Annotated in this window: 16 protein-coding genes; 4 read left to right on the forward strand and 12 right to left on the reverse strand. The window is 56.1% G+C overall.

Features of this window, described 5'->3' with window-relative positions; translation table 11 throughout:
* Positions 1 to 154: 154 nt before the first annotated feature.
* Positions 155 to 1,390 (forward strand): DUF1559 domain-containing protein, encoded by a 1,236-nt coding sequence (locus Poly21_RS21435; protein ID WP_146409096.1) that lies wholly within the window; start codon positions 155 to 157, stop codon positions 1,388 to 1,390.
* Between the two features lie 39 nt (positions 1,391 to 1,429).
* Here the strand turns inward: Poly21_RS21435 and Poly21_RS21440 are convergent, their stop codons facing one another.
* The 8 genes from Poly21_RS21440 to Poly21_RS21475 all read right to left on the reverse strand — a co-directional run bounded on the left by Poly21_RS21440 (position 1,430) and on the right by Poly21_RS21475 (position 9,649).
* Positions 1,430 to 2,608 (reverse strand): FAD-dependent oxidoreductase, encoded by a 1,179-nt coding sequence (locus Poly21_RS21440; protein ID WP_302120051.1) that lies wholly within the window; start codon positions 2,606 to 2,608, stop codon positions 1,430 to 1,432.
* A gap of 4 nt (positions 2,609 to 2,612) precedes the next feature.
* Complete coding sequence (locus Poly21_RS21445; RefSeq protein WP_146409098.1) at positions 2,613 to 2,909, reverse strand: RNA 2'-phosphotransferase; 297 nt, start codon at positions 2,907 to 2,909, stop codon at positions 2,613 to 2,615.
* 88 nt (positions 2,910 to 2,997) lie between these two features.
* A complete protein-coding gene (locus Poly21_RS21450; RefSeq protein ID WP_146409099.1) occupies positions 2,998 to 3,879 on the reverse strand; it encodes an SHOCT domain-containing protein in 882 nt (293 codons plus the stop codon).
* A 302-nt stretch (positions 3,880 to 4,181) separates the two neighbouring features.
* Entirely contained in the window at positions 4,182 to 5,645 is a 1,464-nt protein-coding gene (locus tag Poly21_RS21455; RefSeq protein ID WP_436967516.1) for a c-type cytochrome, read from the reverse strand.
* A gap of 126 nt (positions 5,646 to 5,771) precedes the next feature.
* Complete coding sequence (locus tag Poly21_RS21460) at positions 5,772 to 6,668, reverse strand: sugar phosphate isomerase/epimerase family protein (RefSeq protein ID WP_146409101.1); 897 nt, start codon at positions 6,666 to 6,668, stop codon at positions 5,772 to 5,774.
* Between the two features lie 4 nt (positions 6,669 to 6,672).
* On the reverse strand, positions 6,673 to 7,701 hold the full coding sequence (locus Poly21_RS21465; protein WP_146409102.1) for a zinc-binding dehydrogenase: 1,029 nt from the start codon (positions 7,699 to 7,701) through the stop codon (positions 6,673 to 6,675).
* On the reverse strand, positions 7,698 to 8,405 hold the full coding sequence (locus tag Poly21_RS21470) for an orotidine 5'-phosphate decarboxylase / HUMPS family protein (protein WP_146409103.1): 708 nt from the start codon (positions 8,403 to 8,405) through the stop codon (positions 7,698 to 7,700). Before Poly21_RS21470 ends, Poly21_RS21465 begins: the two co-directional genes overlap by 4 nt.
* 56 nt (positions 8,406 to 8,461) lie before the next feature.
* Positions 8,462 to 9,649, reverse strand: coding sequence for a hypothetical protein (locus Poly21_RS21475; RefSeq protein ID WP_146409104.1), 1,188 nt, complete (start codon positions 9,647 to 9,649; stop codon positions 8,462 to 8,464).
* A gap of 65 nt (positions 9,650 to 9,714) precedes the next feature.
* Between Poly21_RS21475 and Poly21_RS27820 the strand changes: the two genes are divergently transcribed.
* Positions 9,715 to 9,852, forward strand: coding sequence for a hypothetical protein (locus Poly21_RS27820; protein WP_302120055.1), 138 nt, complete (start codon positions 9,715 to 9,717; stop codon positions 9,850 to 9,852).
* Positions 9,853 to 10,040: 188 nt separating this feature from the next.
* On the opposite strand, the gene Poly21_RS21480 is transcribed toward Poly21_RS27820, so the two are convergent.
* The gene (locus Poly21_RS21480; RefSeq protein WP_146409105.1) at positions 10,041 to 12,746 is read right to left on the reverse strand and encodes a tetratricopeptide repeat protein; all 2,706 of its coding nucleotides are present in this window, start codon (positions 12,744 to 12,746) and stop codon (positions 10,041 to 10,043) included.
* Between the two features lie 261 nt (positions 12,747 to 13,007).
* On the opposite strand from Poly21_RS21480, the gene Poly21_RS21485 reads away from it, so the two are divergent.
* Both Poly21_RS21485 and Poly21_RS21490 read left to right on the forward strand, forming a co-directional pair.
* Positions 13,008 to 14,045 (forward strand): hypothetical protein, encoded by a 1,038-nt coding sequence (locus Poly21_RS21485; RefSeq protein WP_146409106.1) that lies wholly within the window; start codon positions 13,008 to 13,010, stop codon positions 14,043 to 14,045.
* On the forward strand, positions 14,042 to 15,076 hold the full coding sequence (locus Poly21_RS21490; protein WP_146409107.1) for a hypothetical protein: 1,035 nt from the start codon (positions 14,042 to 14,044) through the stop codon (positions 15,074 to 15,076). Before Poly21_RS21485 ends, Poly21_RS21490 begins: the two co-directional genes overlap by 4 nt.
* Positions 15,077 to 15,446: 370 nt before the next feature.
* Here Poly21_RS21490 and Poly21_RS21495 read toward each other — a convergent pair whose 3' ends face one another.
* The 3 genes from Poly21_RS21495 to rsfS form a co-directional block, all read right to left on the reverse strand.
* The gene (locus Poly21_RS21495) at positions 15,447 to 15,830 is read right to left on the reverse strand and encodes a hypothetical protein (protein WP_146409108.1); all 384 of its coding nucleotides are present in this window, start codon (positions 15,828 to 15,830) and stop codon (positions 15,447 to 15,449) included.
* 144 nt (positions 15,831 to 15,974) lie between these two features.
* Positions 15,975 to 17,996 carry an arginine--tRNA ligase gene (argS, locus tag Poly21_RS21500; protein ID WP_146409109.1) on the reverse strand — a complete coding sequence of 674 codons (2,022 nt, stop codon included), beginning with the start codon at positions 17,994 to 17,996 and terminating at the stop codon, positions 15,975 to 15,977.
* Positions 17,997 to 18,008: 12 nt separating this feature from the next.
* Positions 18,009 to 18,512, reverse strand: a complete 504-nt coding sequence (rsfS, locus tag Poly21_RS21505) for a ribosome silencing factor (RefSeq protein WP_302120059.1) — start codon at positions 18,510 to 18,512, stop codon at positions 18,009 to 18,011.
* Between the last annotated feature and the right edge of the window lie 77 nt (positions 18,513 to 18,589).

Raw genomic sequence — 18,589 nt, forward strand, 5'->3', positions numbered from 1 at the left:
ATCCTCCATTAGATTTCAGCGCCAGTTGTAGACCGAGAACAAGGTCCGATCCAAAACGAGATGGGAAACGATGTCTCACCCAAGATTGAACGGCTTGGTTGGGACACTGAGCCTCAGCGACCATTCCGATTAATCCCCGAAACGCAGAAGCATCATGCAACGACCTCACCATCATAACGGATTCACGCTGCTAGAGTTGCTCGTTGTCATGGGCATCATCGGAATTTTGGTGGCGATGTTATTGCCCGCCGTTCAAGCGGCTCGGGAGGCGGCACGGCGAATGAGTTGCAGCAACAACTTTAAGCAGATTGCTTTGGGTGTTGCCCAGTATCACGACGCGTTCGGGAATTTACCGCTGCATGGGACGGGAACATTCAGCAATGCCAATGACCCCACCAATACCAACCAATTTCGCTTAAGCTTTCTCGTATCCATCACTCCATTCGTTGGCCAATCAACTTTGTGGGAGGCGATCAGTGATGAGTATGCCGGGCCGCCACCACGCACCAGCAATGCTGCAGATCCTGACGTGACGTATGGCATGGACCCCTATGGCTCACTCGATGGTGATGACGGACTGACTCACCTCTACCCATCCATGGGACCTGCTCCATCGGAGGTGTCCTATACACCATGGCGGATTGATATTTCAACTTACCGATGTCCGTCCGACCCAGGCGCTGGATCACCGGCGATGGGCCGAACCAATTATGCGGCCTGTCTCGGCGACGCCATTGAAGGATTGGACGCAGGCTCGTGGCGGTACGAAGCGTCGCAGTGGACGCCCAGCGGGGAGACACTGATGCGGGCAACCGGCCGCGGCATGTTCGTACCTCGCATGGTTACGTCCTATGGCGATGTGACCGACGGATTGTCCAGTACAATCATGCTGGGGGAAATAGCGACCGATCTTAGCGATCTCGACAAGCGAACGGCGCCCTCGACAAACAATGGTTGGTCACCTGGGGTGCTAGACGATGTTGAGTTCTGCCGCAGCCAAGCGGATCCTAACCGTCCGATGTTTTGGCTACGAAGCCCGAAGCTGGAGAACAGTTCGGCGCAAGGACGCGGTTTTCGCTGGGCCGACTCGCAATCCCTGATGACTGGGTGCAACACAACCCTCCCTCCCAATCGGGAACTCTGCTTTGGTGGCGATGCCGCTACCATCGGTACCCTGACATTCAGCAGCTGGCACCAGGGTGGCTGCCACGTCGCCATGGGCGACGGAGCGATCAAGTTCATTACCGATTCCATCGAGTGTGGCAATCAAGAAGGCACGATAACCAAACATGGGCAAGACGAACTGGCCCCCGGCAGCCCCAGTCCGTTTGGTCTGTGGGGAGCGTTAGGCACCCGTGATCAAGGCGAACTCAATGGTGAGTTGTTTTGAGTCGCCATCCATCTCGTTGCCGCTGATTCGCGAGACATCTTATCGGGCGTGCTGCGTTTGTCGTGCTCGCGAGACGTGCGTGTGCGATGCGGATTGAAACTCGCTGACGAAGCGTTTATCGATCCATGTCTTTAATCTCCAGCACCAACGAGCGTGCGCGACGAACATGCCGTACTCCAACAGCGCTTTGCCATCGCCGGTATTCAGCAGCTTCAGGAAGCTTCGCTGTGGTTTGAATTGCTGCATCGTGCCACCAGTGGCCAGTGCGCGGATGTTGTGCCAGAGGATGGGGCTTTGCCGGACGGCATAGACGCCCGCCTTCGGTGACGGTGATTGGAGGATCGTTCCAGAATCGCCGACGGCAAAAACGCGAGGGTCGCTTAGCGTTTGCAATGTCGGGCCCGTCGCAATGAATCCACGATCATCCGTTCGCAATCCAAGCTTGCTAAGGACTGGCGGCGCGGCGGCGCCGGTGGCCCAAATAACAGCATCAACAACGTGGCGACAGCCGTCGTCAAGCACGATTTCAGACTCGCCAACCGTGGTCACACGGTGTCCGGCATGGACTTGGTTGCCGCGTTTCGTCAGCAGTCGTTTGATGCGACGAACGCCTCGCTCGCTCATGCCTGCTGCGACATGCTCGCTACTGGTGAAAATCTCTATCCTGGTGTCATGCAGGGCACGCTCGGTGAATTGTTCCTGCAAGCAGAACGCAATCTCGACGCCCGCGACTCCCCCGCCCACGATGGCAATTTTGGTGGGATCATGTCCCATGGTTGAAGACCTTGCCTGCAATCGGGTTTCCAGTCGCTCTAGGAAGGTCTGCATTGGCTTGATTGGAATCAATAGCGGCGAATTCGCGTGTTCCTGAGAATTTGCGGGCACAGAACCCACACCAATCGAAAGCGCATCGAATGAAATCGAATCATGGTCTGAAAAATGGATGCGCCCATCCACGAGGTCCAAACCGCACGTATCGGCGAGAAGTAGAGTCGCACCGGCGCGATCAGCGAGTTTTGGCAGATCGATGCGCATTTCCTCATCGTCGAATTGCCCACCCAGAGTTCCCGGTAACATGCCAGAATACGTGGCAGTGGGAAAGTTGCTGATGCACGTTAGTGTGCTGCCAGGAATTGGATCGGTCGCCCATTGCCTGACGACGTTCGCATTGGTGTGACCGATGCCGAGCAGGACAATTCGCTTTGCTGCGGCAGTCAATGCGTCACCTCTGACCATCCCACGGAGAACGTTTCCTACGTCCCCACGGCGCCGGCGTCAATGTTTCAACGACTCGAATGCGACTGCCGTCGTCGGAAAAGGAAAACAGGGGTGGATCGTGACCGCCGACGACCTGTTGCACCTGCTCGGAAGTGATTTTCTTACCAGATGCATTCGCGTTTTGGAGCAGTTCGTCAACGGCGAGATAGCCTTCATCGTCGAGTTCCAGGCCGATCGCCTGAGGTTCGTGCCGCAAAATGAAGGTGAGGTACTTACTGATTTTGGTGAGTCTTTTGTTCATGGGCGGCAGTCTAAAGCATCACCCTTGCGGATTCACTAGCCACTGTTTGGATTGCGGCGGAAAATTTGATGCCCCGCCGATCTCTTGCCTACAACCGCGAGAGTAAGTCGGATTTCTTCGCCTGGAACTCTTCATCGCTGAGATATCCTCGGTCATGCAGCCCGCCAAGCTTCTCCAGCATGGAGAGAATGCCGTGCTCGTCGGTCGGGGGGGCGGCCGACGTCTTATGCTCATCAGGTGCCATGGCAGCGGCTCCCGACTGCCCCCCTACTGCCGGGGCTACTTCTGGCGGTGGAGCAGCATCGCTGGTGGCCGGCCGGGAATCCGCATCCATGGCGCTGCCATTTCGCATTACAACCGGGAGCGTGGATAGATCTACCGTCCCAAACTGGCTACTGAACGTAATCGAGCCTCCGACGCCTTGCTGTTGCGAGAAACCTCCAATCTGATGGTTTCCGGTGTCATAGACCCAGACGTCGCCACCGGTGGATACCGCTAACCGTCGGGCACTAGCAAAATAGGCATACCGGATACTGTTTTGGCTACCCACCGCATTGGGCGTCCCTAGATCTTGTGGCCACCAATTCTGTTCGGGATCGGGTTCAAAGAGTGAATTTACTGCTCCCAGGCTGCCTGCCGATTGAGCCTGTTGGCTTGAACCGTTTTGAGATTGTGATTGAAACGAGCCGAACATCGGTGTGGTCTGATGGTTGGCAAGCTCGTTCGAAATATCACTGCACAGGCTGTCAACGCGAAATTTTAGTTGGTTATTAAAGAGATCGCTGACCATGGTCATGCCGCCTCGCATCCACTGTCCAGAACCACCAAATTCGGGATGATTGAATTGAGCCATACTGCCGTTGCCATTTTGAACGGCAATCAACATATGCGTAACAGCCTCGGGTGACACACCGTGACGCTGTGACAGATTTTGAACAAGCTGTTGACCCGCGGGCGATAGATTGGACACGAGTTTTCTCTTAATAACGATGAATGGCACCAAACGCGAACAGAAAATCCCGCCTGAACCACCCATTGTCGCACGGTCATGGTCGACGGGGAAAGGGGGCACGCCTCGGTTGGATGAGCCGTGCATGCGTGGAGGTCGATGGAACGATGAAGAAAAGTACCCACGGCGGGGTTTCGCCAATTTCGCTGGTCAGATCCCGCACCATACGGTCTGCCATTTCGAGTGTGACTCGATGAGCTTGTGGATGCGGTCGCGAGTGTGACCTCGGTCAACCGTTGCCAAACCAATGCCTCGAAGTCGCTTTACAGCGTTTTGAGGTATTCTAACACTGCTCGCTTTTCGGACTCATTCAACTGGTTGGGGTAGTCGTGACCGGAGGCCGATTTGCCGAACCTTCGCGTGTCAAAGTAACTCCGACGAAGAGCCACATCGGGTTTCTCCAATGGGACACGAGGCACCGTTTCAACCGTCAGCCCCACCTTTGATTCGTCCATGGAGTCGTTGACTCGTCGCCAAACGGTGGGACGCTCCTGGGGATGCAGGAGATGCCACAGGGTAGGGACGCTGCCATTGTGAAAGTACGGAGCGCTCGCCCATACGCCGTCGAGCGGTGGCGCCACGTAACCAGCGGGATCCGTGATTGTCTCGCGGCGCTCAGGTCCACCAGATTGTGCGAACCAACTACGGGCATAGTGCTCCCGTCCAGCGACCGTCAGGGCGCGATGACGTACGGGATCGGTGCCAATATCCTCGATCGGCACCAATTGATTGGGATACGCGGCGATAGATTCGGCATCTGTCCGATGGTGATAGGTTCCGTGACACTCAGCACAGTTGCTCTCAAACAGTTTCGCCCCTCGCCTGGCGAGCGATTGATCAATGTGGCCCGGGTAGCTCGGTGACCGCAAAGATGACAGGTAAGCGTAGACCTTTTGGAAATCATCTTCATGGTCGGCAAAGAAGCTCGCGTTATTCTCAGGCACAAGCATGAATTGCATCAGACCGCGATGCCCCTTGGGAGCGAAACCGTCGATGTAGATGTAAGGTCGTCGATAGAAATGCCACCACGGAGGTGCATCCATGTCGTGATGCGTGAATGAGGCCGGCGGTCGATCCACAAGATTGAGCTGATCGTCGCGATAGTTCATCAGGCCGATCCCGAACACCACGGCGTTGGTAGTGCCATTCGTCGTCCCCAGTGGGATCACCAGTGACCCGAGTTCCATTCTTCCCAGAGATTTACCCAGTCGAAACTTGGTGCTGCGGACCTCTTCGGTCAGCGTCTGCAGAGCGTATCGATTGTTAGGAGCGCCCGGTACAGGTCGCCCGTAGACGGTACCGCCGTGACACGAGAAGCAATTCATCGTCCAATTGCCATGGTCATCGACGACGTACTGCAGCGGCTTGCCCGGGTCAGCCAGATCTCGCTTGCCGTCAACGATATTCCCGCGGTCCTGCTGGGGGCGCGGAGTCAGACCATAGCGTTCGAAAGCCATCGCCCGCCGTTCGCCCACGGACGCCTTCGCAGCTCGTTCGCGAAGTGAGGCGGGCCAACTTTGCCACAAGTTGTCGAACACTTCCTGATCAAAATCACTGGGCAGAAACGCTTTATTGATTAACAGTTCAAACCCAATATTGGCGTGATCATGTTTGCCCGAGTCCGCACCACGCTGAGTGCGCAGAACCGGGCTTCCTGCGATCAAATTGGGATGGTGGAAGCCCGCGACGGTGGCGAGGACAAGAGCGAATGAACGGAAATGTCGCACAGGTTCCCTTTTTCGACATCGAGGAGGGATGCGGATCGCAGAAATGGCTCACCGACACACTGAAGTATACGGTCAGCGGCCGCCTTGGAGGCTAAAATTGCTGAACTCACCTCTCTTGGAAATCGATTAACCGCCGTGCATTGGCCAATGCAACGCAATTTTCTGCTTTAAAAATTCGACGCTGCGACGCAACTGTTCAATTCCATCGACCCCGTCTTCGATACTGATCCAGCTGTCGAATCCCTTGCTCGCCAGCTCTTGGAAGATCGCGTCGTAGTCGTTGAGCCCTTTACCAATTTCGCCATGGCGGAGTCGCTTGGCGTAACCTACCGAGCCGCTTTCCTCAGCCCGCAAGTCTTCAAGCGTTCCTGCCAGGAGATATCGGTCACTGGCGTGCATGGTGACCACCCGATCAGAGACTCGCTTCAATAGTTCGATGGGATCATCCCCCGCTAGAAACGCGTTGCTGGGGTCATAGTTGACACCGAAGTTCGGATCATCGATGGCTGCCACGAGTTTGCAGAACACGTCCATCGCTTGGGCAAACTCTGGGTACTCCCAGAAATCATCTTTATAATGGTTCTCTAGGATCAGGGTCACACCGCGCTGTTGTGCAAAAGGCAAACAGGCCTGAATGCTATCGGCGGCCAACTGCACGCCTTCATCAAGCGAAAGCTCTGGCCGTCGTTGTCCGCTCAGCACTCGGCAAAAGCTACCGCCGAGTGCTTCGGTCATCTCGATCCAGCCTTTCTGCTTGGCAATCTCCGCATCGCGAAAGCGAGCATCGGGATGGGTGAAATCTGGGGAGCAGCAGAGCATCGGAATTACCATCCCGGCGTCCTCAGTCTGCCGGCGAAATCGGTCCCAGGTCGCACGGTCGGCGAGTTCGAGAAAGCCAGCGTAGAATTCCAGCCCCTCGATGTCGAGCGTTCCCGCGAGTTCGATCCACTCGGTCACCGTCATCGACCCATCTTTGCAGAGGGCGTGCATGTAGGCCTTGGGAAAGGCGGCGAGCTTGGGCATGGGGTCAGACGGGTTTGAGAATGGATTTGACGACTTCGCCTCGATGCATCTTTTCAAAGGCATCCTGCCATTGGTCAATCGGCCACACGCCACCCACAATCGGAGCGACATCGAGCTGACCGCTGGTGAGCAACGCCAGCACACGTTCCCAAATCGTCCAGTGATGACTGAAGCTACCTTGCAGGGTAACATTCTTTTGTACCAGTGGATCAAGGCTGAAATCCAGCGGTTGGCGTCCCCATCCCACCTTGCTGATCCATCCCGCCGGCCGGACGACATTGATGGCGACCTGCAGCGTTGCGCTCACGCCCGCGGCGTCAATGACACCATCGCAACCCAGGCCATCGCGTTGCCGAGCCCAACTACTGACATCGCCCACGACCGCATCACAACCGTAGCTCTGTTTGGCGATTTGGAGTCGCTGCCGATCAGCTTCCAATCCGACCAAGGCGACCTCCGCGCCACACAATCGTGCCATTGCCGCACACAGGATACCGATCGTCCCCGGACCGAGCACGACGATCCGATCTCCCGGTTCGATTCTGGCGTTGCGTACAACCGCGTTGTAAGCCACGCAGCAGGGCTCCGTCAGACAGGCGTGCTCGAAGGGCAGAGCGTCGGGCACCGCATGCAAAATTCGGGCTGGCACACGTACGTACCTGGTCATTGCACCGTCGACGCCGTAGCCAAATCCCTTGCGGGTGGGATCAAGATTGTACAGGCCTCGACGCGACATCGGATTGGCTGAGTCAATGATCGCCGCCGTTTCGCTGACGACTCGATCGCCCTCCCGCCAATCCTGTACGTTGGCGCCGAGTTCGACAATATGTCCTCCGAACTCATGGCCGAGTACGACGGGGTAATTCACCGGCCACGAATGATCGGCCGTCCATTGATGCAAATCGCTGCCGCAGACGCCCACGTTGGCTACCTCGACCAGAACATCTTCTCGTCCCAACACAGGCTTTTCGACATCACGGATTTCGACGCTGCCTCGTTCAGGAGCAAAGTTAACGACAGCTGGTGATTTCATAGTGAGTCTCGGATAGGGCAATCCTGGGCATGAACGGCTTCGCAGATCAAACGCAGTGAACTCTCAAGATCCCCATCTGCGGTGCGAAAGGCATCAGCGTCAATAGTCAGTGGAGCACCCAGGACGACCAGCGGTGCACCATATTTGGGGCATGCAATGGCCTGCTCGAGCGACAGACCACCCACGGCCTGCACGGGAATCTTCACCGCATCGACCACCTCACGCAGTTGATCGAGCGGGCTGGGCATCGGATTTCCGCGAGCCGCAATGCCCCGTCGTTCATCATATCCAATGTGGTGGATGACAAAATCACAACCGAGGTCTTCCAACCACTTGGCACCAGCAACCATATCGTCGCATACCATATTGTCGCCCATGACTTGGCAACCGAAGTCCGCACCTGCCTTGACGACGCAGCGAACCGTCTCGGCATGGGCGCGAGCCATGACAACCACGTGAGTGGCTCCCGCTTTCGCCATCATCTCCGCTTCGAGATAGCCGCCATCCATCGTTTTCAAATCGGCGACAATCGGGGTCTCCGGAAACGCCGCCCGCAAGGCGCGAACGCCGTGCAAGCCCTCCGCCAGGATCAGCGGTGTCCCCGCTTCCAGCCAATCCACTCCCGCCCGCATCGCAAGTGCGGCTGTTTCAAGAGCTTCGTCGATGTTAGTAAGGTCGAGCGAAATTTGAACGATAGGACGCATACTGCGGGGGGAGGGTGAGAGAGGGAAGTGCAATAACCGCGATATACGGTTCGCTATCAATCGTGTCCTACAATCGAAGCGTGGACCAGCTCGTTAAGCTGAAATGGGGCTGAGCTCTCGCCTGCGGATGGGGTTCGCAATGATTCCACGGTGCGGCGAGCATCACAATAGTCCAACACCAAGACACGCAGGTCGGCGGGCAATTTACTGATGACAGGATCGGTATAAGGGTCCGCATTTTGAAAGACCAACCGCTCCGGCCAGTCGCTGTGCAGATCGACTGACTCGACATCGAGTTTGGCGGCAACTTGGCGGATCATGGTCGACAGTGATCGTGAGGGTGATTGGGCGCGGATGTTCGCGGCCTCACGGCGTAGTATGGCTTCGGCATCTGCCATCGCTTGGACAGCTCGCCACGCAACGGGGTCGCCTTCGGCATACACGGCAACCAAAAAACGAGCTTCGCCAAGTGCTCGCATACCTCCCACATCTTCGCCGAGTACCGGAATGCGAGAGATCATGTTCGTCATCGAACTCTGCTTGTTCGGACGTCCCATGGCGACAACGGTGACATCGACCAAACCACTGCGAAACCCAGCGGGCACATCAAAGGTAACCTTGAATTCTTTCTCACCCTCGAGCACCTGTGTCGAGGTCCAACGGAGTTTGTAGTAAACACCACGCCCCCGTTCGATCGTACCTGCGGCAGTGACAGCATGCAGGGGCGCGACACGATCGTACTGCAGCCCTTGCGATTGCTTTGTGCCAGCGTCCATTCCGGCATGGCCGCGTGCCAAACTGCCTTGGGTAACATCCGCAGCAACGCCAAAGGATTGCGATTGCTCCTCAGAGGTCTTCACCTGGATAGGGCTTGCATACTCGCTCGCCGTTTCAGTTCGCGGTGAGTAGTTGATGACACTCCACGAGGTCTGACGGGGAACGCAGCGGACCATCCAACGGTCAATTTCTGGCATCGAGCCGCCGCTGACCAACGACGAGAGACGGAGGGTGATCTCGACCGGTTCACCGTCCTGGCTGGTGAGTAAATCCCCCGGTCGCTGCTCGCAAATCGGCACTGCGACCGCGGTCGGCGGCAGGTCGAACGAAATAAGGTGTCCCGGGTCCGCAGACACCTCACCGGCCACTGAGCCGATTGTCGCCAGCGCTGCCAACACAATCAAATTGAGGTGGCCTGTGCAGGCTAGTTGAAAAAAACGCGGTTGGTTGTAGGGCGTCCGGTTCATGACTTGGTTCTCCGTTCCAGTGCGACATTTCCTGGTAGCTGGGTCGCGTCGAGATTGGTTTTCTCATGCGAATCACATGCCAGTTCTTCTGGCCAGCAACCGATCCGTCTTGGATACGGGCTGCCGCACTCACAACCATCAGTCGGTTGGGTGCGTTCGAGCAGCGAGTTCATCATCCGTTGGACACCACGTTTGACAAGTAAATTGGAAAGCTATCAAGCAGGTTGTCATGCACCCGCCGGCTGTCTGAGTGACCGCGTGAAACATCATAACTGACTCGGTCAGAGACGTGTGATTCCGGCTGTGAAACTTCTAACGATTTTTCAGCTGGCAAGTTCCATCCTCTGCCACACTCCATGGCGGAGCAACTGTGGACATTTGGTGGTGTGACTCACTCGGCGGCTTCAAATGCAGAAATGGGCGTGTCACTGGAAAGTTTTACAAAAAACTCTTCATTGCAACGGGTCGCGATCTGCATGTCGGAATGAATCGCCACGGTAGCTCCGTCACCGACAAGCTGGCGGGCGAACTGAGCGAGGAGTTTCCCTGCGTTATCTGGAATTTCGCAAGCGCTGTCTTGGTCGATCCCTTGAGGCCACTGGAAAATATCGATTGCCAGCCATGCCGAATGCTGACGGATCAGTTCGCTGAGCTCCTCATCGGTATCGAGATCCTCGGCGAGCAGATCCGCATTGTGCAAATAGGGACCATCGCCGGCCTGAATGAAGTACCGGCAACGTTGAGTCGCCACGATCACGCTATAGTCGCTCGCTTGAAAGACGTAGTCGTCCTCCTCGGCAGTCATCTGCCGGCGGTCGATTGCATACAGGGGTTCGCCGATCTCACGTGAGGCCGCGATGACGCTCCCCGCATTGACCGATCGAGGCTCGTCGAGCAACAGAACGACACGTCGGACTTGGGTGTAGGGCGAGAATGGCACCTCGGCCTCGTCACCAGTCTGTTCCGAAGAGTCCGGAAGCCATTGAACAGGGACTTCGGGCGCCTCCGCAAATGATTCCGCACCATACATGCCTTCCGCCGCGAGGCATCGTTGATAGGCAATATCGAACTGACGCCGGTCACCCTTGGCCGCGTAAACCAACGCCCGAATGAACTCTCGGGAATCCTCAGCCAACGAATGGGCCGCCAGGATCGCATCGTCGTATCGCTTGAGACCGATCAGGAACCTCGTGCGGTACACCACCAAAGAGGTTTCCTCATAACCGCCGTCTCCGGACAAGCCTGCTTCGGACAAGGCAAGATCGACTCGGTCGAGGCCGGGTTGATACTCTCCCTGTTCGAGCATCTCTTGCAGAGTCGTCCATACAAACCGCAGCGAATCGGGTTCGTCAGCTTGGAATTTTTCGAGGATCTCAGTGAGCGCCTCCCCGTCATCAAGGGCGTACTCCAGGATTTCAACGACGTCGCTCTTGGGTTCGAATTCGTTGTAAGCGTCGAGCGCCCGGTCCATCGAGACGTAGCAATAGACACACTCCTCAAGCGCCTCGTATCGCTCATCGGGATCGTCGGTCGATGACATCGCCTTTACAAAACATTCGCTTGCCGCTGGATATTCTTCTCGACCTGCATGCGACCTGCCTACCAACATCAACGCGTCAAACGCATTGTCATGCTCGAGCAAATATTTTTCTAACAGCGCATCGATAGTCGCCTGCGACGCCGCATCGGGTAACGGCTCACCTTGAATATCCGTGCGATTGGTAAGTGTGTCGATCGCCTGAGCTTTATCAACGCACATCGCATAGGCCTGATCGATACGGTCGCATTGCCGTGCGGCGTCGCACAATGCGTATTCGTACCATGTGCGTGCTTCGGCCTCGGTATCCATCTGGGAAAGACTCTCCGCCAGTGAGTCGAAGGCAACCCGATAATTGCCCTCGAGATGCTCTAGCATCGCGCGGTAGTAATCCATGTATTCAGCCGCCGGATCAATGGTGACCATGGTGTCAATTAAAGTTCGCAGCGCGGGAGCATCGGACGCATACACGAAGGCGTCGCCAACCTGTTCGAACGAGCTGGTGGGATCGGGAAGGTTGCGATAAAAGGTGACAAACTCCTCCTTCCTCGAGTCCGGCAAAGCAAGGGCCAGGGCGCTGACATTGTCCACGGACTCCGGTGTATCAGCGAGCGCCGCTTTGTAGGCATCGATGGCTTCATCGATACGGTCAAGCTGTTCGAGAGCATACCCAAGCGAATAATACGCGTCGGCGTCCGCACCAAAGTGGTTCACATAATCGCGGAAGTGATTGATGGCGACCTCGAACCGGCCTAGCTCCAAATAAGCTTCGCCGCGTAGATAGTCTGCCAACAACGTCGATTCGCCAAATGCTTCCGCCTTTTCCAAGGATTCGATCGTTTTTTCGGGATCGATCGCTCCATGAATGATTGCCGAAAGGGTCCAGCGCAGCGCCTGCATACTTTCTGGCATTGGGTATCCCAAAATGCCATCGATGTGATCCATCGCGGCATATACATTGCCTTGTGCGCACTCGGTTGCACACTGCGTGATCTTCTGCATTGCATAGACCAATTCACTGGCAATATTGCTCTGCATCGTGTCACGCAGTCCCAGCGAGGACAGCGCCACCATGGAAACACCGATCGAAAGCTGGCTGACGTCGCAGATCCGCCATTGGTCATCAATTTTCTTGAGTAAGTACGACTCTCGCGCCGTGCCCAGTTCCACTGACCAGCTGCGGACAAAGACATCCGCTATCGATTTGTCATCTGAAAACTCAATTCTCACGATCCGATGCCGCGTCCACGGCGCATCCAGCAACTCAAACTGCTGCTTGATTTGCGTCTGCATCACGGTCGCTAATTGCGACTGCAGTCCAGGCGGCATCGCCACGCCGGATTGTTCCACAATGTCTCGTGTGAGTTCATCAAAGTCGAAGAACTGAATTTGCTCGTCGACGGAATCAGCGCGAGTTGCCGTTTCAAAATCAGCAAAGAATTGATGAATCTGCTGCTCCTCTGCAGACAGATTGGGCGGGGAATTGTTCGCTGCAGGCTGCTCTTGAGCAACTGCGCTGCCAGCGACGAGGAACAAGCAGAGTGAGAGGCAACGGATCATGCGGCACGGGAAGGTATTTTGGGAAAAACATCGAGATCAACCTCCACGGATTGTACCTACTCTTGGCAACACATTCAGGCTCTTGGCAACACATTCAGGCTTGGAGCCGCTCTCATTCGGTCAATCCTGTGATCGCGGAGCATGCGTCGGCAAACTTCACGCAAACTACCTGGTCGTCTCCCCAGCGAGGGGGTTGGCTGCCGGCGACCTGCAATACCGATACATGAATTAAAATCATTGTCCTCAACGGCGGACCGCATCATGTTAAATCAACAGTCTCATCCTTTCCGCATTGGCTTGCTATTAAGTGCATTCTTGGTCAGCATTGCCGGATGCACTCCCAAGGTCATTGTCCGCAAAAACCCCGATGATTGTGATCGCGGTATTCGCTACTACCGCCCAAAGCCCTATCTCAAAATTGAGCCAGCGGAAATTGCAATCAGCAAAACGGAGACGTCCATCGCCCCCGGTATGGTGCGTATCTCACTCGTGTATCTGCCCGATTTTAGTGAAGAATATTCCATCAGTGTGCGCAGCGGATGCGGGATTGCCGATGTCGGCATCAAACTGGAAGACGGTTGGAATCTCACCGAAATCAGTCAGGAACTCGATAGCCAAACCGATGAAAACGTCGAGGCCATTGGCAGCGTGTTAAGCGCTGCGAGCGGTTTGATCCCGACCTCCGCTAACGAGCGTACCGCCGAGAACGTCTCGTTCACCGTTCCTGCTCGCAACGTACCGATTGGTTTTTATGAGTCTGTCGTGGGACGTGACCAGTGTAACGTCAAGCGTCTTTATGGATTCCGTTACCTAGGATTTATACCGTTCGCAGGGTGCCCGATTGAAATGAATGGTCATTCGCATGCGTCCTGCCAAGACCCCGGGGCGTGTGGCCAGCATCCTGCTGGGTCACTCTATGGGCTGACGTTTGTCGGCGGCGAGATGGTCTTTCAACCGCTCGACGTCATGGCGGTTACCCCTGCGGTTTCCGCACGTGCTCTTGGTGACAAACCGTCCGCTGAGGCCACCACAACACAGCCGACGGAGATCGATACACCTGCGGGAGTGTTTGAACCCGGTGGAGTGGAAACGCGTCTGCACGCCTATCTTGCAAGCCTGGGCTTGGAGGTCGAAGCTGTCCACGCAACCCCGGTCGGTGATGACTTTCATATTCGCGTGACGATTCCGCTGGATATCCCTTCGCACCCCATCCACGAAGCGATCACCGATTGGCTGGCAGAACGCTACCCGAATTCAGAGTCGTTTGTTGTCCAAATCGAAAATGAAAGTCAGCCGTGAATCAACCTGCGGGGACGCTATCGATGGACTGCCTGCGACGTTTACAGCAGACATTGATGCGCCGAGTCGCCAGTCGCGACGCCGACAACGTTCGCTCCATCGGATTTGCTCCTGCGGTGTCAAACCGAGCGAGCGACGCAATCGTCCAAGCGAGATTTGACGTCGCGAGAAAAGCCAGGGACGTCTCAGCCCAGCAGCGAATTGAGCCGGTCGAACCGGTAAGGTTACTCGACCGATCGACAGACGCGTACCACGAACTCCAGCTGCCTACCCAGATTCGACAGACCGGCGAGATTGTACCGACCGGGGTTGCCATCTCCACGTCCGATGAACGGGCAACGACGTCGGTGGTGGTGAGATGGACAACCGTCGACCCCGAACCACCGCGGCCGGATCAGGATCACCCCGACGACCCAAGGTGGCATTGGGGTTTATTAACTGTTTCGCACTTGTTCGTCGGTCGAGGCGACCGCGACAGCCAAACGCGGGCGGCGGTCCGCCGCGTCGCTGCCTGCGGTCACGGCCCCGATGCGATTCGGTCGCGTGTCGCGGCGCGTGGTCGCATCCCCGGTGGACCTGATATCGCCGTCGTCGAGACGGGCTGGGACCGTTTGTGGCTGAGCGGATTTATTCCGGAGATCGGGCTTCCACCGCTCACCGTGGTCACCGGCGAGGACCTGAGCAATTGGACCCGGACCGGAACCACAGGCAATTTTGTCGGCGACGCTGTTATCGTCCCATGGACCTGGCAAGCGTTCTATCCGACGCTCGCAATTCCCACATTGGGGCGACTACAACACATCGTCGCGTACGAGCGGGTAACCGCTGAGAATGCCAACCAAGCAACATTTGGCCCTGGCAGCAGCGGGGGAGTGCTCATCACAGGCGGCATCGTGCTGGGAGTGCAGGTGGCCGGAATGCGGCCAACGTTCGAGGTCGGTTATGCACAAACGCTCGACATCAGTCTCAAATGGTTAAAGAATAAACTGCGCGCCACCAGACTTGAGCTGGTCAACGTGGTAACGGCTTAGCGTGCCAACCACGGCAGTTCGCTCGCTTACTGAATCCAACGTTAGCAACGCTGTGTGAGCCGAGTGCCGTGAGGCACCGGGCGCACTGTGAGGCACTGGGCGCACTGTGAAGCACTGGGCGCACTGTAAAACACCGAGTGGCTGTCGGCACCGAGCAACATCGTCAGCCCGACCGCTGACGGGTCTGTCTGGGGCATGCAATCCGCACCCCGGGAACGCCTTCCGCTACTTCGCAGAATTCGCTTGAGTGCCCTGCGGCCATCGATTTGCGGAGCGGGCTCGGACGGGACCACGTCCCATCCTACCTCCTTTTTCATGCCACTTGCTGAGTTCACAAGGCGGGCGATGCCCGCCATTGGGTACCCAACCCTCAGTCCATCAATTGTTCGAGAACGCTGATGGCGTTCCGTGCGTTGTCAACACCGCCCATCTCTTCAACCAGTTTTTTGGCGTTGATCAATGAGTCGAGGGAGACTTCACCGCTGTTGGAGCGTGCCTTCGAGGCAGCAGGGCGACCAAGCTTCTTAGCGGGGGCAGCTTTCTTGGCCGAAACGCCAGCAGGTCGACCGCGACGGCCAGTCTTCTTCGATTTCTTCGAGTTCGACTTGACGGTACTGACGAATTGAGCGTTGACATCAATGCCGATCGCCTTCATTGCCTCGGCCACTTCAAGCGGCTTGGCCTCGGGGTTAGCAGCACAGTATTCACGGATCGCTTGCGATTTGTTGACGCCGCTCGATTTCTTCTTGGCCATGTTGTCTTTCTATCGTTCGTGTGCGAGGTGGTATTACATTAGCAATCATGCGTAGTATTACCGAGCCTCAAGATTAGGAAACACCGTAGATAAAATAGGCAAAGGTCAAGTTTTGTCAATTACCTAAAATGCGAGTCTGTAGTATTACATTCGCTCGCAGACACCAATTCCAAGTAGTCTCAATCCTTGTTTGATCACCCGTCCGGTCAACATGACGAGCGCCAATCGGGTCCTCAAGACTATCGGATCCGAATTACCTAAAACACGACATGCGTCGTTAAACGTGCTGTAGGTTTTCGCTGTTTCATACAAGTAGTCACACAGCTGGTTGGGAGCGTAGGCAGAGACAGCGCCTTCGATGGCCTCCTCGAAGCGGAGGAGGGCAATCGCCAACGCCCGCTCGGCTGGCTCGCTGAATTGCAATTGATCTGCAGTCGTATTCTCAACCAGCCACGCTTGAATATCATCGATCTTCTGCTCATCCGCGACACGTCGCAAAATACTCTGGGTTCGCGCATACGAATACTGCATGTACGTCGCAGTATTACCCTCCAAAGCGACCATTTTGTCGACATCAAATCGATAGTCCGTTGCCCGATGATGCGAGAGGTCTGCATACTTGATCGCCCCGATCCCAACCGTTTCGGCGATGCGATTTTGTTCCTCCTCCAACATTGGTGGGTTCATCGTCGCCAGCCGATCGGGATTGCATGCGACATCTTTGGCTCGCGCGACGGCATCGTTCAGTAGGCTTTCCAGCCCGATCAACGATCCACTGCGAGTCTTCATGGGGCGGCCGTCGGCTCCCAAGACCGTTCCGAACTGAACGTGAATGAGCTCGATATCCGTCATTCCCAATGGCTCGGCCATGGCAAAGAATTTCTCAAAGTGCTCGCTTTGTCGAGAATCGACCACATACAAAATTCGATTGGGCGCGAATACTTCTTGCCGGTACTGCAACGTCGCCAGATCAGTGGTCGCGTAAAGGTAAGCGCCATCACGTTTCTGGATAATCATGGGGCTATCAAAGCCGTCGAGAAACACACAAACCGCGCCGTCGCTTTGTTTGGTAAGCCCTAATTTGTCGAGGGTGGCAACGACACCCGGCAGACGATCGTGGTAGAAGCTCTCACCGAGGGTGTGGTCGAATGTGACCCCTAAACGGTCATAGACGCGATTGATTTCGTCTTTGCAGTGCGGCAAAAACTGCTCCCACAGAGCACGGTTTTCAGCGTCTCCCTCGTGCATTTTCGCGGTCTCGCGGAGTACCGCGGCGGGCACGTCAGCGTGTTCAGCAGCGATCGCAGCTAGACGCGGGTCTTCATCAACGGCCTTTACTTTCGTTTGTGCGGCGTTGATCTCCGCAGCGATAGCGTCGACGCGTCGGGCGGCAGCCTGAGCAGCCTTGAGTGCCTTCTTGGCTTCCTTCGCATTGGTGTTGGTGTTGGTGTCGCTAGCGACCGCATTGGAGGCTGCGGTCTCGCGGGCGGCATGGTCCTGTGCGTCAGTTAGTTTTGCCTGCAAAGCGATCAGTGATTTGTTGGCTTTTTGGTATTCAATCAACTGGTTCGTTAACCGATATAGCTTTGCCAGCTCGGGTACTGGATTGGCTGCGACCACATCCGCATCACCGAAATGTTTGTAGCCATAGATAATGATGCCAAACTGAGTCCCCCAATCACCGAGGTGATTATCCGTGATGACATCGTGACCGAGAAAGCGGAACATCTCCGCTAATGCCGCTCCGATGACGGTACTGCGGATATGCCCGACGTGCATGGGTTTGGCAACGTTGGGACTGGAATAATCAATCAAGATCTTTTCCCGAAGATCCGTTAGTTCCACCCCCGCCCGCTCGTGGTGGAGCATCGCGAATAGTGAACTGGTGAGAAACTCATCACGAATGCGGAGATTGATAAATCCAGGACCAGCAATCTCAGGCGTCTCACAGGCGGGATCCAACGCCAAGCGACTGACAAGCAGGGCGGCGATCTCACGTGGGGGTTTGCCAAGTTGCTTGCCTAAGGACATGCAGGCGTTGGATTGATAGTCGCCAAATCTGGGGTCCGCGGCTACGCGGATCATCGCGGCGTAGGGTGCTGGATCGTCAGTCAGTGTGGCCAGTGCGGTCTGGAAACGCGCACGAAGCAATGCAGATAAATTCATGGATAGTCGTTCTCAATCGTTGGGCGTCAAACCAAGGTCCGCCAGCGGCACAACGGTGCCATCGGCCCACAACGATTCCAGATCGTAGTACTCTCGCGTCTCCTCATCGAATAAATGCACAACGAGGCTGCCGTAATCGAGCACAATCCAATTGCTCTCTTGATATCCCTCGATACCCATCCGGTGGTCGCCGAGTCCTTTTTCAAGAGCGTCGTCGATCTGTTCACTGATCGCGTGCAATTGTCGTCGGCTGGTGCCTGTGGCGATGACAAAAAAGTCGAATTCTGCGGATTGGCCGCTAATGTCGAGCACCAACACATCTCGCCCATTATTATCCAACGCTACCCGGGCGGCCTCAGTGGCAAGTTTCCTCGCATCATCAAGTCCGAAGGGGCGGATGGCGCGGCTTGCCGTCTCCATCGGGTTGGTTCGCGGCGCGTACTTTTTAGCGGCAGCCTGTTGTTGCGATTGAGAATCGTCAGGCGAAGCCGGGTTTTCGGGGGGGTGATCAGACAATTCGAACGTGCTTTGGTATCAATTTTGGTCGAAACATGTACGACGAGCGAGGTCCGCTCGATGCATGGGAACCTCCA

Source organism: Allorhodopirellula heiligendammensis, assembly GCF_007860105.1.
GTDB lineage: Bacteria > Planctomycetota > Planctomycetia > Pirellulales > Pirellulaceae > Rhodopirellula > Rhodopirellula heiligendammensis.